At 69.2% G+C, this 19,588-nt stretch carries 21 protein-coding genes and 2 pseudogenes; 15 read left to right on the forward strand and 8 right to left on the reverse strand.

Annotation, left to right across the window (positions count from 1 at the left end; all coding sequences use genetic code 11):
• The first annotated feature begins 222 nt into the window (after window positions 1-222).
• A pseudogene (locus tag AB0C87_RS08905) lies at window positions 223-1,455 on the forward strand (IS110 family transposase).
• Window positions 1,456-1,882: 427 nt separating this feature from the next.
• Here AB0C87_RS08905 and AB0C87_RS08910 read toward each other — a convergent pair.
• Window positions 1,883-2,068, reverse strand: a complete 186-nt coding sequence (locus AB0C87_RS08910) for a hypothetical protein (RefSeq protein ID WP_360576999.1) — start codon at window positions 2,066-2,068, stop codon at window positions 1,883-1,885.
• A gap of 142 nt (window positions 2,069-2,210) precedes the next feature.
• Window positions 2,211-2,528, reverse strand: coding sequence for a hypothetical protein (locus AB0C87_RS08915; RefSeq protein WP_360577000.1), 318 nt, complete (start codon window positions 2,526-2,528; stop codon window positions 2,211-2,213).
• Between the two features lie 437 nt (window positions 2,529-2,965).
• Here AB0C87_RS08915 and AB0C87_RS08920 point away from each other — a divergent pair, with 437 nt between their 5' ends.
• Complete coding sequence (locus AB0C87_RS08920; RefSeq protein WP_360577001.1) at window positions 2,966-3,316, forward strand: hypothetical protein; 351 nt, start codon at window positions 2,966-2,968, stop codon at window positions 3,314-3,316.
• 115 nt (window positions 3,317-3,431) lie between these two features.
• On the opposite strand, the gene AB0C87_RS08925 is transcribed toward AB0C87_RS08920, so the two are convergent.
• Window positions 3,432-3,716: a DUF1330 domain-containing protein gene (locus AB0C87_RS08925; RefSeq protein ID WP_360577002.1), complete on the reverse strand. Its 285-nt coding sequence runs from the start codon at window positions 3,714-3,716 to the stop codon at window positions 3,432-3,434.
• Window positions 3,717-4,402: 686 nt separating this feature from the next.
• Complete coding sequence (locus AB0C87_RS08930) at window positions 4,403-4,933, reverse strand: DUF1579 family protein (protein ID WP_360577003.1); 531 nt, start codon at window positions 4,931-4,933, stop codon at window positions 4,403-4,405.
• Window positions 4,934-5,019: 86 nt separating this feature from the next.
• Between AB0C87_RS08930 and AB0C87_RS08935 the strand changes: the two genes are divergently transcribed.
• Both AB0C87_RS08935 and AB0C87_RS08940 read left to right on the forward strand, forming a co-directional pair.
• Window positions 5,020-5,358, forward strand: coding sequence for a metalloregulator ArsR/SmtB family transcription factor (locus AB0C87_RS08935; RefSeq protein ID WP_360577004.1), 339 nt, complete (start codon window positions 5,020-5,022; stop codon window positions 5,356-5,358).
• An 80-nt stretch (window positions 5,359-5,438) separates the two neighbouring features.
• A pseudogene (locus AB0C87_RS08940) lies at window positions 5,439-5,779 on the forward strand (SRPBCC family protein).
• Window positions 5,780-6,300: 521 nt separating this feature from the next.
• On the opposite strand, the gene AB0C87_RS08945 reads toward AB0C87_RS08940, so the two are convergent.
• Window positions 6,301-6,846 (reverse strand): hypothetical protein, encoded by a 546-nt coding sequence (locus AB0C87_RS08945; RefSeq protein WP_360577005.1) that lies wholly within the window; start codon window positions 6,844-6,846, stop codon window positions 6,301-6,303.
• A 428-nt stretch (window positions 6,847-7,274) separates the two neighbouring features.
• Between AB0C87_RS08945 and AB0C87_RS08950 the strand changes: the two genes are divergently transcribed.
• From AB0C87_RS08950 to AB0C87_RS08960, 3 genes are all read left to right on the forward strand, one after another.
• Window positions 7,275-7,625: a hypothetical protein gene (locus AB0C87_RS08950; RefSeq protein ID WP_353831499.1), complete on the forward strand. Its 351-nt coding sequence runs from the start codon at window positions 7,275-7,277 to the stop codon at window positions 7,623-7,625.
• 264 nt (window positions 7,626-7,889) lie between these two features.
• Window positions 7,890-8,453: a dihydrofolate reductase family protein gene (locus AB0C87_RS08955; protein WP_360577006.1), complete on the forward strand. Its 564-nt coding sequence runs from the start codon at window positions 7,890-7,892 to the stop codon at window positions 8,451-8,453.
• Window positions 8,454-9,435: 982 nt separating this feature from the next.
• Entirely contained in the window at window positions 9,436-9,780 is a 345-nt protein-coding gene (locus AB0C87_RS08960; RefSeq protein WP_353831497.1) for a hypothetical protein, read from the forward strand.
• A gap of 28 nt (window positions 9,781-9,808) precedes the next feature.
• Here the strand turns inward: AB0C87_RS08960 and AB0C87_RS08965 are convergent, their stop codons facing one another.
• The 3 genes from AB0C87_RS08965 to AB0C87_RS08975 all read right to left on the reverse strand — a co-directional run bounded on the left by AB0C87_RS08965 (window position 9,809) and on the right by AB0C87_RS08975 (window position 13,338).
• A complete protein-coding gene (locus tag AB0C87_RS08965; protein WP_353831496.1) occupies window positions 9,809-11,842 on the reverse strand; it encodes a HEAT repeat domain-containing protein in 2,034 nt (677 codons plus the stop codon).
• 627 nt (window positions 11,843-12,469) lie between these two features.
• Complete coding sequence (locus AB0C87_RS08970; RefSeq protein WP_353831495.1) at window positions 12,470-13,054, reverse strand: hypothetical protein; 585 nt, start codon at window positions 13,052-13,054, stop codon at window positions 12,470-12,472.
• Window positions 12,979-13,338, reverse strand: coding sequence for an SLC13 family permease (locus AB0C87_RS08975; RefSeq protein WP_360577007.1), 360 nt, complete (start codon window positions 13,336-13,338; stop codon window positions 12,979-12,981). Before AB0C87_RS08975 ends, AB0C87_RS08970 begins: the two co-directional genes overlap by 76 nt.
• 101 nt (window positions 13,339-13,439) lie before the next feature.
• On the opposite strand from AB0C87_RS08975, the gene AB0C87_RS08980 reads away from it, so the two are divergent.
• From AB0C87_RS08980 to AB0C87_RS09015, 8 genes are all read left to right on the forward strand, one after another.
• Window positions 13,440-14,498: a MerR family transcriptional regulator gene (locus tag AB0C87_RS08980; RefSeq protein ID WP_353831493.1), complete on the forward strand. Its 1,059-nt coding sequence runs from the start codon at window positions 13,440-13,442 to the stop codon at window positions 14,496-14,498.
• Between the two features lie 76 nt (window positions 14,499-14,574).
• Window positions 14,575-15,084, forward strand: coding sequence for a hypothetical protein (locus AB0C87_RS08985; protein ID WP_353831492.1), 510 nt, complete (start codon window positions 14,575-14,577; stop codon window positions 15,082-15,084).
• Window positions 15,085-15,701: 617 nt separating this feature from the next.
• Window positions 15,702-16,436, forward strand: coding sequence for a thioredoxin domain-containing protein (locus tag AB0C87_RS08990; protein WP_360577008.1), 735 nt, complete (start codon window positions 15,702-15,704; stop codon window positions 16,434-16,436).
• Window positions 16,433-17,281, forward strand: coding sequence for a cytochrome c biogenesis protein CcdA (locus AB0C87_RS08995; protein WP_353831490.1), 849 nt, complete (start codon window positions 16,433-16,435; stop codon window positions 17,279-17,281). The genes AB0C87_RS08990 and AB0C87_RS08995 overlap by 4 nt, the downstream gene beginning before the upstream one ends.
• Before the next feature lie 381 nt (window positions 17,282-17,662).
• Window positions 17,663-17,911, forward strand: coding sequence for a NucA/NucB deoxyribonuclease domain-containing protein (locus AB0C87_RS09000; protein ID WP_353831489.1), 249 nt, complete (start codon window positions 17,663-17,665; stop codon window positions 17,909-17,911).
• Between the two features lie 176 nt (window positions 17,912-18,087).
• Window positions 18,088-18,303, forward strand: a complete 216-nt coding sequence (locus tag AB0C87_RS09005) for a hypothetical protein (protein WP_353831488.1) — start codon at window positions 18,088-18,090, stop codon at window positions 18,301-18,303.
• A gap of 44 nt (window positions 18,304-18,347) precedes the next feature.
• Window positions 18,348-18,815, forward strand: a complete 468-nt coding sequence (locus tag AB0C87_RS09010) for a hypothetical protein (RefSeq protein WP_360577143.1) — start codon at window positions 18,348-18,350, stop codon at window positions 18,813-18,815.
• A 397-nt stretch (window positions 18,816-19,212) separates the two neighbouring features.
• Complete coding sequence (locus AB0C87_RS09015) at window positions 19,213-19,563, forward strand: hypothetical protein (protein WP_353831487.1); 351 nt, start codon at window positions 19,213-19,215, stop codon at window positions 19,561-19,563.
• Window positions 19,564-19,588 lie beyond the last annotated feature (25 nt).

Raw genomic sequence — 19,588 nt, forward strand, 5'->3', positions numbered from 1 at the left:
GCAGGTTGCCGGTCGTGGTTCGAGCTGCCTGCGCGGTGACCCCTGCGAAAGTTCTGAGCCTTGGAGCTCTCGGATGAGACTGGGGCCCGCGCGGGTCGCTGGTATCGCGAACGGCTCCATCGGAGGGAAGGCCTCAGAGCCTTGTGATTAGGGCGCCGCGCGTTCCCGGCCAGACCGCCACCTGCACTGACAGGTCACGGGTGATCGAGGGAGAGGACCGGGGTGAAAGCATTCTGCGGGATCGACTGGGCCGAGGACCACCACGACGTCGCTGTGGTCGACGAGGCCGGCCGGCTTCTGGCCAAGCGCCGAATCGACGACAGCGCCGAGGGGTTCGAGGACTGCTGAAGCTGCTGGCCGACGTCGGGGACGATCCCGGCGATCCGATCCCGGTGGCGATCGAGACGCCGCGTGGGCTGCTGGTGGCGGCGCTGCGGAGCACGGCCCGGAAGGTGTTCGCCATCAACCCGATGGCGGTGGCCTGCTATCGCGAGCGGCGCTCGGTCGCCCGCAAGAAGCCCGACCACATCCGACGCCATGACGCTGGCGGGCATCCTGCACACCGATGCTCACGCTCACCGGCCGCTGCCCGACGACACCGATCTCGCCCGCGCCATCGCGGTGCTGGCTCGGGCTCACCAGGACGCCATCTGGCGGCGGACTCGCGCGTTCAACACGCTGCGGTCGCTGCTGCGCGAGTACTTCCCGGCCTTCCTGGCCGCCTTCGCCGGCGACCGATCCACCAACCTGGCCGGGTGCGACGCCCGCGCCCTACTGGCGCTCGCGCTCACGCCGTCGGCGGCCACAAGGCTGTCGCGCACCCGCATCGCCGCGGCGTTGCGCCGGGCCGGTCGGCAACGCGGCATCGACGAGCCGGCCCGCCGGATCCAGCAGGCCCTGCGGCCGCCGCATCTGCATCAGCCGCCGCTGATCGAGGATTCGATGGGCGTGCAGGCCCGTGCGCTGCTGGACGTCCTGGACGCCGAGTGCGTCAAGGTCGACCGGCTCGGCCAGGCGGTCGCCGAGGCCTTCGCCCAGCATCCCGATTACGAGATCATCACCAGCTTTCCCGGCTTGGGCGATGAGCTCGGCGCCCGGCTGCTGGCCGAGATCGGCGACGACCGGGCCTGGTTCTCCGACGCCCAGGCGCTGAAGGCCTACGCCGGGTCAGCGCCGGTCACCCGCGCTTCGGGGCGCAGCGTGTCCATCACCCGACGCTCGATCAAGAACAATCGCCTGGCGACCACCGGATTCAGATGAGCGTTCTGCGCGGCAGCCAAAGCCGGGCCACCGCGCAGCCACTACCAGCAGCGACGCGACCACGGAGACCGGCACGCCGCCGCATTGCGCAACCTGTTCAACCGGATGCTTGGACAACTCCACCACTGCCTCCAGACCAGGCAGCTCTACGACCAGACCAAGGCTTTCGCCCCGCCCGCCACCGCAGCGGCTTGACGGCTTAGCGCCATCGGAGGTCTCATCCGGGATGCCCATCGACGGGCTTTGGTGCCGCTGAGCTGGGCGTTCGCGCACGGGCTCGTCCGACTGGCCCTCGTCGTCTCGTGGTCCTGGTGCTCGTCGTCGGCGACGCGGTCTGGCTCCGCCCGACTCCGGAGTACGACTGTCGTACGTCTCTGCCACCGGGTGTCAATAGGCGTTGCCGCTGGTGGGCGGAGTCGCTGGCAGGGCGGCCGCGGCGCAAGGCCTCGCCCTCGGACGGGTCCTGACCTGCGATGGCTCCTATTCGATGGCGGCCGGTTTCAAAAGCCGGACCGCCGACGAGGCGCGCGGCGGAAAACATACGTTCCCGGGGGCATGAAAGTGGGGCCCGGCATAAGCCGGGCCCCTGAGTCCTGGGCGATCGTCAGCGCTTCCGCGCTGGCTATCGCTGGTTGTCGCTGGCGGCAGGGTTGTCGCTGGCGGCGGGGTTGTCGCCGGCGCTGTTGCCGTTGTCGCCGTTGCAGACGCGACGGTTACCGTCGCGGTCGATCATGATTCCGTAGACGGTCGGGTTGTCCGGGTCGTCGAAGCTCCGGACGTTTGCGATCCCGAAGACCACGTCGCTCATGGTGTTCATCCTTTGTTTTGGTCTGGTCGCCTCGTCGGGACCTGGTGTCGGGACGAGCTGGTGCGCGCCTGGGCTGATGCACCAGGCGTCGAGGTGACGGCGGGAGGGGAGGTTTTCCCCTCTCGCCGCCGGGTGCCGGCCTTCATTCGCCGCTGAAGGCTCCGGTGATCTGGCCAATGATCTGGCCGATGACGAAGATCAGCAGGAAGCCCACGACGGCGATCGAGAAGACGAAGGGGCCGCCGAGGAAGTAGTTGCCGAGCTGGATGACCAGAAGGGCAACCACGATCCAGCGGGCGGCGATCCTGGGGCCCTCCGAGCTACGGAAGCCGAGCCCCAGCAGGACACCGAGCAGGCCACCGCCCACGCCGACAGGTATCACCGCGATGAAGTCGCGGCCGGTCGTAGAGGTGGATGGCCAGTTCGGCGATGTACCAGCCGATGACACCGCCGATGCCACTGGCGGCACTGACGGCGCCGGCGCGTCGAACGAACGTCGACATGATGGTTACCCCCTGTTTGTTAAGGCGTCCGGACTGGATGCCGGCTCGCACGAGGCGCCCGTGCTGAGGCACGGGCCATACGTACAGACGGGCGCGGCGCGGAAACCTCATCGGTCAGGCCAGGGGAGGTCGCCGAGAGCAACCGGGGCCGCCATGCTGGCCGGGTCGATGTCGCGTTCCCAAAGACGGTTATAGGATGCGATGGAGCGGTAACAAGGAGTGATCCTATGCTGCATGGGACGCCGCGCTTGGACGGCGTGGCTTTGCGGCGGCTCGCGCCTGTGGTCTCAGCCTGGATGGACTCGCCGCAGCGCTCGGCGAAGGGGCCACCCGCTGGCAGTTCATCGACTATGAGGCCGGGCGCCGGCGCCCCGATCCGCACAGCCTGGTCGCCTTGGCAGTCCGGTTACAGGTGCCGCCCGAGCATCTGGCAGAGGTCGCACCGCACCAGGCCACCCTGGCCGACCTGCGGCACTGGGCCGGGCTCACCGCCCAAGACGCGGCCGCCCACTTCTGGTTCTCCCGCTGGTCGCTGCTGCGCATTGAAAAGACCGGTCAGATACCGGCCCTCGGACAGCCCAACGACCCCCGGCAGGTGTTCATCGCGACCGCCGCCGACCTCTACGCGCGCCCCTGCGCCGCAATCCTGGCCGCGCTGGCCCGCACCGAGCAGCGTGCCCCCCACCCTCCCGGTAACCGACTGGACTCACTTTTGATCGTGTCCTGCCAGACCACCGCCCAGTGAGGACACAACCCCGCCCGCCGCCATCTGACCCCCTCCAGCACAACCGTCCGCGCCGAATGATCGTTTACGGCAGATGCTCAGACCCGTGTGTGGCGGACCCATCAGTAGGTGTGGATCACACTGGGGGAGAGCGACCGACGTCGGGGGTTGAGGAGGGTTGGGGGGCTGTGGATCGGCTGGGCCTGGGTGAATTGCTGGCGGCGGCCGAGGATGCGGCGCCGGTGGCGTCGGTCGATGTGGTCGCCCGCAACCAGGCGCCCTCCTTCACCTCATGCTGCTTGAAGTGCACGAGGTACCGGCCGCCGTACGGCCCGAAGGTGCCGGGAAGCCGTTCGATGTACTCGGCGATCTCCGGGTGCGGCGCGGCATCCCGCAGGTGCGCTATGACATAGGCGTTCATGGCTCTTCTCGATTCGTGCGAAAGACCGGGAGCGGCCCCGGCTGCATGGCGGGCCGGGGCGGATCGTTCGTCCCGAGCGGGTTCAGGCCGTGGCAGGCACCTTGTCGAGGAAGCCTAGGACCTGGGTGATGCGCCCGTCCTCTCCGATCACCGCGATGTCGATGCCGATGACGACCGGTTCGGCGCCCTCGGGGCCCAGGTGCCAGGTGAACCGGGCGACGCTGTGGTGCGCGTCGACCGCGCCGCCGAGGCTGAAGACGAGCCCGCCGAACTGCGCCTGAACCCGCCGCGATCGTGGCGTCGAGACCCTCCCAGCCGCGGACGGAGACCAGCGGGTCGGCGTACACCGCGTCCTCGGCGAAGACCTTCGCCAGGACCGCCTGCCTTGCGGTGCTGTCGGTCTCGTTCCACGCCGCCAGGTAGCGCTTGGACCAGCTCGTTCACGTCGCTCATGTGTCTCTCCTCAGTGCTCGTGCTCTCTTGTGACTACGACACTAGGGAGCCGGAGAAGACGGGGAATCTGACGCACTTAGGTACTTTCGCGCCAGTACTGCTGAACGCGCCGACCACGCCGAGAGTCCATGACCGGCAACCCCTTCATCGGCGCCAGGCCTGGCGAGGCGGTCCTCTCCGGGGACGCCAGGTTCGATCAACGAATGGCAACGCCGTAAGAGGGGCTAAGCAGTTCAGGCGGTCGAACCAGGTCGATCTGACTCGGCCGAGAGCCTCTCACCTGTACGGACGGCGCTCGGGCTGGAAGCCCTCCCGAAGCTCATGTCCATCCAGTGCTGCCAGTTGGAGCCGTCGTCAGTGCGCTGCCATTCGGCCGTCATGGACTCGCCGTCTTCGGCGATCACCAGCGTCGCCCGTTCCGTCTCGCCGGCGAACGTCCAGACACCCCTGTCGTCGACGCTTGCCCGCATGGTGACGAAGTTGCCGTGGTTGTCGAAGGAGCGCATGGGATAGCTCCGGCTCTCTGGATCGTAGGGCCCGATCATCTCGATGACCTCGACGTGCTCCTCGTTCATGCGCACGTCCACGCGATGGATGAGGAAGTGCTCGCCCGCCAGCCACTCGTAGGTGTCCGACCCGGTGATGCGGATCTCCGGGTCGATCCCGGTGGCCGGTATGCGCCCCTGTGATCGCCAGCGGCCGACCAGCGCGTTCAGGTGGCGGTTCTCCGATCGCGGGGTACGGGCGTTGCCGTCTCCTGGCATGGCGATCCTCGTCTCCGATAGTATGTAAGATGTTGCTTAAACACTTACATAGCCCTCCTGCAGTGCGCAAACGAAGGCGGTGACCCATGGAGGATGCGCTGCGCGCCGTGGCGGACCCGACCCGCCGCGCCATCCTCGTCCTGGTGCGGGACCGCGAGGTATCGGCAGGCGAGATCGCCGAGCGCTTTCCCGAGATCAGTCGCCCCGCGGTATCCCAGCATCTGCGAACGCTGACGGCGGCCCGTCTCGTCGACGTCCGCCGCGTCGGCAACCGCCGCTTCTACCGGCTGCGTCCCGACGGGTTGGCCGAGGCGGTGACGTTCCTGGAAACGATGTGGTCCACCTCGCTCGGCCGCCTCCAGCACGAAACTGAGCAGGAAGAACGCGCGCACACCAGCGACCAGGACGTGAAGGGATCGTTGTGAGCAGGACGATTGAGCAGACGCTGCACATCCGTGCGCGTCCTGAGACGGTCTGGCGGTACTTCACCGACCCCGCACGCCTGGTGAGATGGTGGGGAACTGCCGAGCTGGACGCCCGCCCCGGCGGCATTCTGCAGGTCGCGATGCACGAGGGCCCGCGCCCGGTGATGCGCGGACGATCGTGGAGCTCGTACCGTACGAACGTCTCGTCTTCACCTTCGGCTGGGAACCCACACCAGGAGCGCCCGACATCGCGCCAGAGTCCTCCCGAGTCGAAGTCACCCTGACCCCGGACGGCGACGGCACCGAGCTCACCCTGCGCCACAGCGGTCTGCCCGCCGTACTCGATGAGGAGACCAGCGACGGCTGGGCACACCTACTCCATCGTCTGGGCGAAACAGCAGAAAGCCAGGAACTCCGCTGAGCGTGGTCGTTCGGCGGAGCGACGTCCAGCGGGCGGCTCTGGTGAGAACTGGGCGATCAACTGCCCCGGGCCGGTGTCGGGTGCGCTCTACCCGGTCAGTGCCCGATCGCGTCATGACCGGTGTCGGCCCGTGGCGGGTGTGTCCCGGTGGCCGATCCCACGGGCCACTCCAGTCGCAGGCGCCCGTGCAGCCCGTCCGAGTCCGGGGTGCACATGCTCATCGCGGCAGCACCTACCTCGGCCCCCCGCCAGGCACACACCCGGCCTGGGCACAGGTGCACATCCGGCCACCGGCATCTCGACCGTGGCGAGCCTCCTCGCTACAGAGGTCGTGAAGCGCGACGAACTCTGCGAGTTCACAACTGTCGGCTATTAAGAGTGACCGTGGCCGCCGGGGGTCTGAGGACCGGTCCCGGCTGCCACGGCCGTGGTGTCGTTTCATATCCCTCCGGTTCCGCTTCCGTAGGCGGTTGGGAAGGGACTGGTGGTGAAGAACTCCACGTAAAGCAGCGTCCTTTTGTTCAGCCGACGATTATGACCTTCATGTCAGCGGAGTAGTAGCCGCTGCCGGCGGTCTTGTAAGTGCAGCCGCGCGCGATCCGCAGCTTCACCTTCGGACCGAAGGCGCGACGCGCCTCGGCGAGCACGCTCTTTCGGATCGCCTTCTTGCTGCGGCCGAAGTCGTACCCAGTGTGGTAAGAGCGGCTGTCAACTCCGCCATCCACGTTCTTCGAGCCACCCAAGACGAGCACAGTGATGGTGACGCCGTTGTTGCCGGTCACGGTGACGTTGGCCTCGACTCGTGGGCCGACGGTCTCGACCTTCACCTCGGGGCTGTAGAAGACACCTTCGAGGTTGATGGAGACCGTGTAGTCGCGCACCACCCGCAGTTCCATGTCGGGGCCGAAGAGGGCACGCGCCCGGGTAAGCGCACTCTCCTCGATCGCCTGCGCATCGATGCCGAAGACGCGTTCGAAGGAGTGGACATAGTGCTCGCCGTGCGTGTTTCCCAAGGTGCCCGGCATGGTGAACTGGACGGTGGTCCTGCCGCAGGTCGTGTGGCACATGTTGAATCAACCCTTTCGTTACGGACTGCACGAAGCAGAGCAATCCCACTGAGGGGGAGCCGTGCAAGACCGTGGCAGAGTCGGAGCCGAAAGTCCAGCCGAGTTCGCGATCAAGTTGATCCTCGTCCAACAACCCGCGCCGCGCGGCGGCCCGCGCCGTCCGGCCCTCGCTGACCAACGCGAGATGGGCGCCCACCTGGCCTCCACCTGGATCTGCGGCCTCCGCGCGGCGACGTAACGCCGCACGATTCGATAGCACATCTGCGCACCATGCTCGTCGTCCGAGTGCCGTCGTCCTCCGCTGGCGTTGCGGTTTCTCCATCTCGGGCCGAGTTCCGCTTGCGTATACGCCGCGGGTGTGGCCTATCGTTCCTGAGTCGCGCGAGCCGGCATCCAGTCCGGACGCCTTACAAACAGGGGGAATCATCATGTCGACGTGTGTTCGACGCGCCAGCGCCGTCAGTGCCGCCAGCGTCCTCGGCGGCGTCTTCGGCTACCTCGCTGCTGACCTGGGCATCCGCATGTACGACCGTCCCGACTTCGTTGCGGTGATACCGCTCGGTCTGGGCGGTGGCCTGCTCGGTGCCCTGCTCGGGCTCGCCTGGCGTCGCTCCGGCGGCGCCAGGCTGGCTGTCTACTGCTTCACCGGGGCCTTCCTGATCATCCAAGGCGCCAACTACGCCCTCGGCGGGGCCTACGCCGCCTTCTCGCTCGCCCTCATGGGCTTCCAGCTGGCCGTCTACAGTGGCCTGGTCATCGGAGCCATCAGCGGCAAGTGAAGGACAACACCCGGCGGCGGGAGGGGAAAGTTTCCCCTCCCGCCGTTTTGTGTTTCCACTCGCCGATCGCCTCCAACAGCGTCCCCCAGCTCTCGCCGCCTCGGATCGCTCGCCCGAGCCCAAGCCGGCAACGTGCATGCGGTGCGGCGGATGAACGTTTGGCGTGGTGAACCCCTCGGTGTGGGGCCGGTGTGGCCTGACCGATTAGGTTTCCGCGCCGCGCCCGTCTGTACGTGTGAGATCGACTCACAGGAGGCTGGCACTATGCGGAAACTGACATACGGCATGAACGTGAGCCTGGACGGCTACGTCGCCGCGCCCGGCGACGAGCTCGGCTGGGACGCGCCGAGTGACGAGCTGTTCCAGTGGTGGTCCGACCGGGTGGGGGCGACGGGCCTGGCGCTGTACGGGCGCAGGTTGTGGGAGACGATGAGCTCCGCCTGGCCGACCGCCGACCAGCAGCCCGGCGCCACACCGGCGCACATCGAGTTCGCCGGCCGCTGGCGGGACGTGCCGAAGGTGGTGTTCTCCTCCACGACCAGGAAGGTCGACTGGAACGCCCGCCTGGTCACCGGCGACGCGGTCACCGAGATCACCCGGCTCAAGGCCGAGGATGGCGGCCCGATGGAGATCGGCGGCGCCACGCTCGCCGCGGCGGCGATGCGGGCCGGGTTGATCGACGAGTACGTGCTGGTCACCCACCCGGTCCTGGTGGGCGGCGGCTTGCCGTTCTTCACCGCGCTGGACAACTGGGTGAACCTGACCCTAGTGGAGACCCGGACGTTCCCGGGCGGCGCACTCCTGACCAGGTACGAGACCAGGGCCTGAGTCCTTCGACGGGCCTGGGGACGACCCGGAGAGGCCGCATCCCGTGGCCCGTCGAAGAACTCAGGGCCTGGCGGCCGGGAGCGGGAAGTGAGGTGGCGCGGATGGGGCACAAGAGGGTGCAGTTGTCGCTTGGTGAGCATCGGGTTCAGGCCGCTGCCGGCGGCGAGCGGGTCGGGCAGGGCGGCCACGATGCGGCGCAGAAGGGCTAGCAGGGTGCCGTCGTGGACGAAGCGGGCCACGGAGGTGACGGCCTCGTCCAGGGTCACGCCGCGGGAGGCGGCGGCTACGTCGATGCCAGCGACCCACGGCAGGCCGGAGTTCAGGTGGCGGACGGCTGCGGCGATGGCAATGGGGCGCCGGCCCGCCGGTGCCAACCGAACACCCAGGGCGGGTAGGCGTCTCGCTCGAGGACGGATTCCACGGCGTTGCGCAGAGAGCGCCGCACGAGACGGTCGGCGAGAGTGGGATGGTGATCCAGTAGTCCTTACCCCAGGCGTGGAACTCGGCGATCCGCGCGGGGGAGGGCTGCCACGATCCGTCGGTCAGGCGAGCCGAGAGCGCGGCGAGACGGGCGGGCAGGTCCTGACGGAAGGCGCGTCAGGTCATGCCGTCGGCGCCGGGGGCTCCGGTGCCGCCCATGCACTGGCGGGCGGCCCGTTTCAACGCGCGTTCGCTGGCGACCTGTCGCATCACAGAGTGCGCGGCCGGGCCCGGTCGTGGCCGGCCGCTCACCGGTCCGGCTCCCAGCCAGACCTGGCCGCGGTGGCGCGCAGGAACGCAGTGGCCACCGCGGCGCGGGTGTGGGCGGCGACCTGGCGGGGGCCGTGCCGGGCGGCCGCGTGGTCCTCGTCGCGGTCCTGTAGCAGCTGCGCTATCAGCTGATCCGCGAGGCGGCCGATCCGGAGCTGTCGACCCAGCAGCGGGGCTGGCTGGCCCGGCAGATCGCCCAGACCACCCACGAGGTCCGTTCGGGGAACCGGTCGTGGTCGCCCGCTCCACGCTGGACCGATGGATCCGGACCTGGAGCGAGCGCGGGTTCGACGACATGGTCCCGCCGTCCCGCAAGCTCACCCCGCGGACCCCGACCGAGGTCTTGGAGCTGGCGGCCGCCCTGAAGCGGGAGACGCCCGAGCGGACCGGCGCACAGATCGTGAGGATCCTGCAGGCGACCACCGGGTGGTCGTCCTCGCGGACGCTGCTGCGCTATTTCGAGGGCCTAGAGCTGTGGCAGCGCCCGGACGGGCGGCCGGCGGCCTCGTTCGGCCGATTCGACACGGGAGTTGGCCTGCCGCATCGGCCTTCTATACAAGATCGCCTTCCCCCATGACTGGCAGTCCTGCGGGCTGGGCGGTGGATCAGTGTTCGGTGAGGGCGAGCAGGGTCGCGGCAAGCTGTCGCATCTCGCGGTCCTCGGTGAAGCTGCGCCAGCCGCCGGAGGCGCGGTGCCGGTGGTCGGCGTCCATGATCGCGCGGAGCTCGTCGCGGCGGCCGTTCGGGGCGGTGCCCAGTGCGGCGAGGTGGCGGACGGCCGGCAAGCTCGCGGGGCGGTGGTCGCCGTCGGCGAGGCGGTCGAGTTCGGAGGCCAGCACAGCGGACCCAACCGCGGGCCGGCCAATCCTGCCCAGCGCGTACGAGGCCGCGAACCGGACGCGCTCGTGTCTGGAGTCGATGAAGTACCGCACCCATGGTTCATGGGCGGCGGCGTGGGGCCCCAGGTCCGCGATGTACGGCAGGAGGTCCTCCGGCAGGCTTCGAGGTCCGGCTTGAGCGTGAACCGCGTCGATCAGGCGCGCGGGGTCGCCCGTGATCCTCCAGTGCGCCCGCGCGAGGGCAAGCCACCGGAGGCCATCGGGCCGGTGGCCGATGTGCCCGCGCTGCCGCAGCTCCTCCTCGACGGCCGGGCCGGCGTCGCCGGCCGCCGGGCCCAACGCCGCGAGCGCCTCCGCGGCCGCCGCCTCCAGCCGGCTGCCGAGCAGGCCGATCAGTTCTGGGACGGCCGGAGTGCCCGCAGCGCCCCACGCCCCGACCAGCCGGACCAGCCCTTCCTCAGCGCGGGAGGGCCGCGCCCGCACATGGGCGTACGGCGGGGTCTCGGGGACGTCGCCGAGACGGTCGCGGATCACCGGCAGCAGCACCGCGGCGTGGTCACCGAGCGGTGCCAGGACGTCCGCGATACCCGGCAGAGCCGTCGAGTACCAATTCAGATTGCCGCCGCCCAGGTCGCCGGGGCCGTAGACGAGGCCCTCGTCGCCGAGCCGAGCGGCTAGGTGCGGCAGGCACCGCGGGTCGCCGCGCCACGCCAGGCCCCAAGCGGCGACGTCCGCGATCAGGTCGGTCCCGGAGCCCAGGCGCCGGTCGTCGTCCAGCCTGGCGGCGAGCAGGTCCGTGTGGGTGGCGGCGTCCGGGCCCATTGCCGCGATCACGTGCAGGGCGTGCAGGGCGTTCTCCACCGCGTCGTCCCCCGCGCGTTCCGCCAGGACGGGGAGCAGCTCCGCGGCCGCGGACCGCCACGCCGCGGCCAAGACCGCCGCGATCTTGACCCCCTCGCCGCGCCGGTCCGCGTCACCGTGGCGCCCGAGCACGGCGCTGAGGCGGATGCGGGCCGCGAGGTCGTCCCCGAGCCGGTCGTCGACCCAGTGGACGAGTTGCCGTGCCGTTCCGCTGTGCAGGCCGAGGAGATCCGGCGGCTCCAGTTCGGGCACGTACCGCCACACCTGGACACTGGGTGCGGCCATCGCTTCAGTCACCGCGTCGGGGTCGGCGCGCTCCGCCCCCACGAGGCGAGCCAGGGAAACCGACGCCGCCATCCGGACGTGCGGACTCCCCTTGGCGGCCCTGTCGCGGAGCCAGATCAGCGCCTCGGGCAGGATGGCGGCCGAGCATTGCCGGGCGAGGTTCGTCACGGCCAGCACGGCGCAGAGCCGCACCGCCTCGTCGTCGTCCTCGGCCCACGCTCCGCACAGGGCGCGCACCGCCGGTTCCGGGTCACCGACCGCGGCCGCGAGCACGCGCGTCGCCGCCAGCCGCACCCCGGCGTCCGGGTCGTCGAGCAGCGCCAGGAGCCCCGGCAGGACACCCCGCAGCGCCGATTCCCACTCCGGATCATGATGGTCGTTCGCCTCGCGGCTCATTCGCGCTAACAGGTTCAGCGCGTCGGCGCGGACCCCCACCTCGCCCGACGCGGCCAGCTCGGCCAAGGCGGGTAGCACCGGTATCGACTCCGCGTACAGCGAACCGGGCAGGAAGAGCCCGCCGCCCCCATTCCGTGGATCTTCATCCATGTCCGTCTGCTCGGCCAGTTCCCGCACCAGGTCGAACAGGGGCCCCGGCCCCCCGGAGGCGAACCGCAGCCGTGCCCAGTCGATCTCGTTTGGCTCCGACAAGGCCATGCTCCGCACCCTCCTCGCCATGGTCACCCGGATACTGCCACGTTCCCAACCGCCCGTCGCACGAATACCGGATACGGACGGCCCGAAAGCGTAGGCATGATCGAGCAGGAGGTGAAGACTTACCGACGATCTTGAGTACTTCGTCGCGGAGGCGGCAGGCTGTCAGCTAGAAGGTCGCCCTGGGACGCCTGCACACCGGTCAGGTCGTCACCATCCACGTCGCCGAAGCCACGCTGGCCATCGAACTGGGCGGCGACGACGTGCGGACAGTCCGCCGGACCATCACCCAGCCCGTCGCAGCATCAAAGCGCCACCTGCCCCACAAGGCGGAAGAACCATTGGACGTGCTGGTTGAACGACTGCCGGGCGCTGGCTTGTTCAAAGAATTCTTGGAGATCGGCACCAATCGCGAACGGTTCCGGATTGGGCGAGAAGTCGATGGTTCCGCTGCAGGCCCATGAACAGCCCGCCGACGCCTGACAGCCCGGCCGCGAATGCGGCTGGGGACCGCGCTCACCCGCGCAGCCCAGGATTTCCTCCCGCGGAGGCGGCCCGTCAGGTGGTGGGTCGCCGATCTTCACAGGTAGCGGAGCCAGAGGTACGGCACCGACAGCGCCACGGTGACGATCAGGCCGTATTTAGTGAATTGCCAGAAATTGATCGGTGTGCTGTTGCGGGCGGCGATGCAGAGGACGACGGCGTTGGCGCTGGCGCCGATGGCGGTGGCGTTGCCGTCGAGGCCGGCGCCGAGGGCGAGCGCTCACGACAGGACGGTGCCGTCCCTGCGGGTTGCTGTTGGACGAGGTCGGAGACGATCGGCCTCATGGTGGCGACGTAGGGGATGTGGTCCACGATGGCCGATAGGACGGCCGAGGCCCCAGCAGGAGCATGGTCGCGAACCCTAGGCGGCCGTCGGTGATGTCCGCGGCGGCGCGGGAGATGTCGCCGATGACGCCGCTCTCGACCAGGCCGCCGACCATGACGAACAGGCCGGCGAAGAAGACGAGCGTCCCACTCGACTTCTTCCAGCGCCTGCTCGGTGGTGACCTTGGTGGCGGCCACCAGCAGTCCGGCGCCCAGTAGCGCCACCACGGACGGCTCGTGGTGAAGTACCGGGTGCAGCACTAACGCGACGATCACCAGCCCGAGCACGGTGAGGCTCTGCCAGAGGAGCCGCCGGTCGGTGATGGCCTCCTTTTCCTGCAGGGCCATGACGGCGGCGGCGCGGTCTCGTCGTAGACGAACGCGCTGCGGAACAGCCAGCGGCACAGCAGGCAGAAGGCCACTATCAGATCGACAATCAACGGGGGCAGGTTGACCAAGAAGTCGTTGAACGACAGGTCAGCGCGGCTGGCGGTGATGATGTTGGGCGGGTCGCCGACCAGCGTGGCGGCGCCGCCGATGTTGGAGGCCATCACCTCGGCGATCGGGTACGGGACGACCTTCAGGGCGAGTCGTTCGCAGACCAGGAACGTGACCGAAGCGATCAGGAGCACGGCGCTCAGGTCACGCCGGCTGGCTGTTGCGGGGGCGAGACGTTGTTAACGGCTGGCGGCTCGGTTGACCTTCGAGTTGCTTGAGGCCCGACGATGTTCGGGTGACTGACCCGGAGTTGATGTCGATCGGCGCGTTCGCCAAACTCGCCGGACTGACAGCGAGCGCGTTGCGGTTCTACGACGATGCCGACGTACTCCGTCCCGAGCAGGTCGACCCGCTGACGGGGTACCGGTTCTACAGCGAGTCGCAACTCGTGCGGGCTTCGCAGCTGCGCCGGCTGCGTGAGATCGGGATGCCGCTGCCCGACATCGCCAGGTTCTTCACCGTCAGTGCCCAGGACGCGGCGCGGCTGATCGACGATCAGGTAGCCAAGGTCGCCGCGGAGGCCATCGGGGTTCAACGAACAGCCGCGGCGCTCAAGGCGTCCCTTGGCGAGGGCGCTTGCCTCAACCTTTGCGTGCTGCCGGGTCCGGTCCTCGCTACGGCGGTCGATCAGGTCCTGGCCACCACCGTTCGCGACGCCGAGGTCCCGGTCCTGGGTGGTGTGCGGCTGGAAGCAGACCCCGACGCCATTTCGCTGACCACGACCGATCGCTACCGCCTTGCCACGCGGACGCTGGTGCCGAGACGACTGTCTGCCGCTTCTTGGGCAGGGACGCTCGCCGGAGACGATCTCCAGGCCACAACCTCGCGGCTCCGACGAACCCCCATGGTGACGCTGGAAGCGGGCGAACGGACTCTGGGCTTCCGCATGGTCGACGGCGCCGTGATGCACTGCCGCCTGCTGACTGAGGGCTTCCCTGACCACCGGCTTCTGATCGGGTCACTCCCCGCGGCGACGCATCGCGTCACGGTCGACAAGCAGCAGATCCTCAAGGCGCTAGAGCAACAGGCACCAGAGAAGGTAGGTCTGCGAGTCGCAGGCGGCCGACCAACCGTCCTGCTGCCCGGCGGCACCGTGGACCTCGACGGCACGGCGACTGGTCCAGATCTGACGCTCTGGTTCGAGCTGACCACGTTGTACCCCGCGTTGAGCCACGCCCTCGGCAGCGACTTGATGGTCGACCTCCGCGGGCCTGACCAGCCGGCCACGATCCGATCAGCCAACGACGGCGACCTCACAACGCTCGTCATGCCGTGCCGAGACCCTGCGCCGTGACCGGCGGCCCCAACACCTGAACAACGGCCCAAAAGCCGCGACCGCCACCGAAGATGACAAGGACTGAACCGCTCTCATGACCGCAACTGCCGCCGCGCCCGACCCGACGATGGAAGCCATCGGCAACGCCGTGGTCCTCGGACGCGAGGGCGACATCGAATCGGCCCGGCGCGACCTGCTCGCCATCTGGCAACAGATCGGCGTCGCAGGCGACCCGTTCCACCGCTGCACGCTCGCTCACTACCTGGCCGACCTCTACGAAGACGCCGCAGAGGCACTCATCTGGGACGTCCGCGCCCTCGATGCCGCCGACGCCCTCACTGAGGAACGCGCCCAGCAACACCACGCAACCCTCCACGTCGCCGGCTTTTACCCGAGCCTCTACCTCAACCTCGCCGACAACCTCCGCCGCCTGGGCTCCTTCGGAGCAGCCGCCGAGCACATCAATAGCGCCCAGCAGCACACCTCCGCGCTGCACGACGATGCCTACGGCGCCACCATTCGCACGGCCATCAACGAGGTTCACCAGGCCATCGACAACCGCGACAGCACACGCCGAGCATCCGCGCCCGGCGCGGCCCAGTGACGCACAAGAATGCGCCGCTGACCGTCGAAGGGCGCCGTCGGCTCATCGAGAGATGCCGCACCAGAGCCATCGCCCACGTCGCGGCTGAACCGGTTGACCGCGGCTGCCGGGGTTGATGCCGGCACCCGTGCGCACAGCATGAGTCTCGCCGCGCCGGCATCCGCCAAGGCGGCTGACAGCACGAGAAGCACCCGGCGGTGCGTCGTCCGCGTCGAACCTCTGTTCCCACTAGCCCGCAAAATCAACAGTCATGTGGCGTTCTGGTGTGACGTACGTGTCGGGCGCTGCTGCTTGATGACCGCGCATCCGCGGCGCGACATCATCGTCATCGGGGCGGCGCGACCAGCCTCGCCGCAGCGCGCACCGGCGCCGGTCTCGAATCCCCCAACGCTGCTGGTCGCCGACGGTCCGATCGTCGGGGATCGTACGTTCGCTGGATGCGTCCCGACCAAGACACTGATCGAGCACGCCGCGCGGCGCGCTTCGTTCGCGCGGGCGATGGCCGCCGTACGCGGGATGCGCCCCAGACGGTCGCCGCTGCCGCGCTCGTTCGGTGGCGGATATACCTTCGAACCACGCCATCGGCGGTGCAGGAATCGATGAGAGCTAGGGGATGCATGTCGGGCAGAGCGCGAATACTGGCCGGTGCGGTCGTCGCCGTTCTGGTGCTTGTCGGGCTGACGGTGGCGACCCTGACAGGACGCGACGACCGTCCTCCAACGGCCGACGACGCGGGCGGGATCGAGACGATCGAGGCACCCTCGACCTCCGGCCCGACCACCTCGCCGGCGGTCACACCGACGGTGGCGGGACCGAAGCCGCCGCCCAGCGATGCGGCGTTGCGGCTCGGCATGGAAGCGGCACCGGTTACGGTCGTGGAGTTCGGCGACTTCCAGTGCCCCAACTGCGGGCACTTCGCCCGCGACATCAAGCCCGCGCTGGTCCGCAAGTACGTCGACACCGGCGTGGTCCGGATCTACTGGCGGGACTTCCCGGCCTTCGGCAAGGAGTCGATGCGTGCCGCCGTCGCCGCACGCGCCGCCTCACGGCAGGGTAGATTCTGGGACTTCCACGACGAGATGTACGCCCATCAGCCGCCCCTGCGCAGCGGCCGGATCACCGACGACTACCTGCGCGGCATCGCCCGCAAGCTCGGTCTGGACGTCGCGCGGTTCGACGCCGACCGGCGCGACAAGGCCATACGGAAGGCGGTCCAGGACGACTTCGGGTTCGGGCAGGCGCTCGGCGTGCCCGGCACCCCGGCGTTCCTCATCAACGGCCAACCCTTTTTCGGTGCCCAGCCGCTGCCGGCGTTCGAGAAGGCCATCGACAAGGCCCGCGCCGCGTCATGATCGAGATCGGGTATGCCGGCGCGTTCCTGGGCGGCCTGTTCGCGCTGATCAGCCCGTGCAGCGCCCTGCTCCTGCCGGCGTTCTTCGCCTACGCCTTCCCGTCCCGCACAGCCCTCATTGGGCGCACCCTCGTCTTCTACGCGGGGCTGGCTGCCGTCCTGGTCCCGCTGGGTCTCGGCACGGGATGGACCAGCCGCCTGGTGTACGGCCATCAGATGGCACTCACCACCATCGCCGGCGCCCTTCTGATCGGCCTCGGCGCCGTACAGATCCTCGGTGGCGGCTTCATCCTCCCCGGCCTGAGCCGGCTGACCGCCCAGCTCGGCGGAGACTCCCCTGCGGCCGTCCTGGTGCTGGGGGCGGTGTCCGGCCTCACCGGCTTCTGTGCGGGGCCGATCCTCGGCGCGGTGCTGACCATCGCCGCCACCTCCGGCACCGCCCTGCGCGGCGGCGCGCTGCTGGCAGTCTACGCCGCCGGGATGACCGCGCCGTTGTTCCTGCTGGCCGCGCTCTGGGACCGGTACGACCTCGGCCGCCGCCGTTGGCTGCGCGGTCGCGGTGTCCGCCTGGGCCGGCTTCGCCTGCACACCACGGCGCTGGCCTCCGGCCTGGTTTTCCTCCTCCTGGGCGTCCTGTTTCTGACCTTCGGCGGCACCCAGGGCCTGACCTCCCTCGCGGCACCGCTCCGGTGGGAGACGGCCCTGCAGACCGCCGCATCCGCTGTGGACACCCGACTGCCCGACCTTCTCCTGATCGCCGCGGCCATCGTCGTGGTCGCGGTCGTCACGGCCTGGCGGCTGCGACGTAGCCAAGGCGGTACCCGCCCGCAGGGCCGCGAGCGTTAAGCGCTGATCTCTTCAGGACGGGGCAGGACTCTCCTGAGCTGCGGTCTTGTTTCGACGACGCCCTCGGCGCCGAGTGCAGGGAGAGTGGTCGCAACTGCGGCCGCATCTCCAGGCGAACGGTTCGGGGCCGCGAGGACGGTGTCGCTTTGACCAGCACCTGGCCGCCGCGGGGCCGCTTCGGTGACGCGGGCCATCGCAACGCCGTGTCCTTTGGCCGACCGGCCAGCCGACACATCTTTGTCCAGCGTGCTCAGGGTGCCTGATAGCGACTGTGAAAAGCAGCAACTTTTGTTTGCTGGTTTGGGGGTGAGGCGGGGAAGGTGTTGCCGATGAGATTCAGTAATGGCGCGGTCACTGGGTAGCTCGAAGATGGCGCCCCGGGTGCTCCATCGCACCAGCCACCTGACCGACCTGCACCGCGCGCAGATCTGCGGGCCGGCCAGGCTCCCCGCGGGCTGGAAGGAGCCTGCGGGCTGGCCGGTGCACCGGGGCGACCCCCGGCATGCGTCCAGCTGCGACGAGTACGCCTTCGCCTTCACGAACGAGGGCGGCCGCAAGCCCGGCAACCGCTACGCCTGGGTGCCGCTGAGCGAGAACCGTCGCCAGGGCAACCGGCTGTCGATCTTCTAACGGCAGAATCGCATCATGAACGCACGCTCGGTCAAGACCCGAGGCGACGCCTTCCGCGTCACCGTCTAACCCTCGCGGGGCGAGCGTTCCCGCGGTGCGACGCTTGGCCACAATGGAGCCGACCGGACCGAACCGGCTCGCCCCGCAAGCAGAGCACTTCAACGACGGAGATGGTGATGACCGGGTTGGCGTGGATGGACGGCCGGGACCTGCCGTTGCTGAGCCTGACCTTTGCTCGCGACCTCACCCCGCGGCAGCTGCTGGAACGGATGGGCGGCGCCGACCCGGTCACCCTCGCCGTCCGCGACCAGGACGACTTCTACGACGACTACGGCGATGCCCGCGATGACGAAGACGCCTACGTCGTCTCCGCTGGACGGTACGGGTCCTGAGCCTGGAATACGCCAGCTGCCTGTGCGTCGAAGACGACGGCCTGCTGCCCAGGGTCTCGACACAAACGGCCGCCGCGACTCTGCAGGCCAACGAGAAACCCATGGTCGAATTCCGCTACGCCGAAGACGGCCACCTGGTCACCGGCATCAACACCCTGCTGAGCCTGCGCCCCGACGACCGCTTCGGCAGCGACCCCCACCGATTCGACTCCCGGCTACGCGACCTCGGCGCCGACCCCGACCACAACACCTCCCCTGAGCCTACGCCGCCTCTTCTACCGGCTAATCGAAACCCTCGGCGCCAGCATCGCCCAAGACGACCTGACCACCGAACCCGTCCTCAGCTGCCAACTCCGCCCGCCGACAGCTCGGGAGCACGACGCCGACCCACACCGCGGATAAGTCGCCACTGGCCGTTCCCACCGGCGGCGTCCTCACCGGTCAGCAGGCTCAGGGCACCCGCGAGCGCTCTCGCTCCTGTGCGGGGGCCGCGTCGCCCTTGCGGGGGTTAGTGTTTCGGCATGGCCGAGTTGTCCACGTTCGGGTAGTTGTTCGAACCACTGCCCGACCGGCTGCCTCCTGCGGTTCCCGGCCGCATCGGGTGGGGCCGCGCGGCCGCCGGGTTCAGGACCGCGCTGGACGGCTGGGGAATGTCGGCGGTGGAGCGCGTTGAGCGGCGTGTCCGCCGGGGCAAGGCACAGGCCGTTGTCCGCGAGGCCTACCGGATGGTGCTGGCCGAGCAGGACACCGAGTGGCGCCGGCCTGCCGCGTTCGCCGCCGCGTGGCGGGAGCACCTGGCCGATCTGCTGAGCCGCGACGACCTCGACCTGCCCGGGGGCGATCATCGGCGTCGACACCGGCCTGGCATGGGAGCTGTACGCGCTGGCCGACCGTGCGCGCTGGCGGGAGATGGCCGACGCCGAGGCGACACCCAGCCGCCTCGTCCGCATCGCCGCCTGGCCGACATCGACCTTCACCTTCACCATCGCCGCCGTCGGCGGCACCTCGATGGGCAGGGTGACCTACGGGATCTGCGAAGAGTGCGGGTTCGGCGTCCTCTACAAGATCTCGTTTGCGCCGGACTGGCAGTTCTGCGGGTTCGGTCGCCTCGCGCTGAACCAGCTCGAATCCCGCCACCCCGACGCGACGTGGTTCACCTCCGGGCAGTACTCGCAGGCCATAGGCTTCTACGCCAATTACCGGCAAGGCAGCATGAGCCCCTGGACGCCCGAGATCCGGCCCTGCCCTCACTTCGATTAGCTGAGCGGCCGCCACCAGGGCGGGA

Source organism: Actinomadura sp. NPDC048021 (genome assembly GCF_040653135.1).
In the GTDB taxonomy this organism is placed as follows: domain Bacteria; phylum Actinomycetota; class Actinomycetes; order Streptosporangiales; family Streptosporangiaceae; genus Spirillospora; species Spirillospora verrucosospora.

Coding starts and splice junctions, on each gene's coding strand:
- AB0C87_RS08970 (WP_353831495.1), bottom strand. CDS start 13,054: ATGGCCCTGCAGGAAAAGGAGGCCATCACCGACCGGCGGCTCCTCTGG.
- AB0C87_RS08930 (WP_360577003.1), bottom strand. CDS start 4,933: ATGCCAGGAGACGGCAACGCCCGTACCCCGCGATCGGAGAACCGCCAC.
- AB0C87_RS08935 (WP_360577004.1), top strand. CDS start 5,020: ATGGAGGATGCGCTGCGCGCCGTGGCGGACCCGACCCGCCGCGCCATC.
- AB0C87_RS08925 (WP_360577002.1), bottom strand. CDS start 3,716: ATGAACGCCTATGTCATAGCGCACCTGCGGGATGCCGCGCCGCACCCG.
- AB0C87_RS08985 (WP_353831492.1), top strand. CDS start 14,575: ATGACCGCAACTGCCGCCGCGCCCGACCCGACGATGGAAGCCATCGGC.
- AB0C87_RS08910 (WP_360576999.1), bottom strand. CDS start 2,068: ATGAGCGACGTGGTCTTCGGGATCGCAAACGTCCGGAGCTTCGACGAC.
- AB0C87_RS09005 (WP_353831488.1), top strand. CDS start 18,088: ATGACCGGGTTGGCGTGGATGGACGGCCGGGACCTGCCGTTGCTGAGC.
- AB0C87_RS08955 (WP_360577006.1), top strand. CDS start 7,890: ATGCGGAAACTGACATACGGCATGAACGTGAGCCTGGACGGCTACGTC.
- AB0C87_RS09015 (WP_353831487.1), top strand. CDS start 19,213: ATGGCCGACGCCGAGGCGACACCCAGCCGCCTCGTCCGCATCGCCGCC.
- AB0C87_RS08950 (WP_353831499.1), top strand. CDS start 7,275: ATGTCGACGTGTGTTCGACGCGCCAGCGCCGTCAGTGCCGCCAGCGTC.
- AB0C87_RS08945 (WP_360577005.1), bottom strand. CDS start 6,846: ATGTGCCACACGACCTGCGGCAGGACCACCGTCCAGTTCACCATGCCG.
- AB0C87_RS08990 (WP_360577008.1), top strand. CDS start 15,702: ATGTCGGGCAGAGCGCGAATACTGGCCGGTGCGGTCGTCGCCGTTCTG.
- AB0C87_RS08995 (WP_353831490.1), top strand. CDS start 16,433: ATGATCGAGATCGGGTATGCCGGCGCGTTCCTGGGCGGCCTGTTCGCG.
- AB0C87_RS08965 (WP_353831496.1), bottom strand. CDS start 11,842: ATGGCCTTGTCGGAGCCAAACGAGATCGACTGGGCACGGCTGCGGTTC.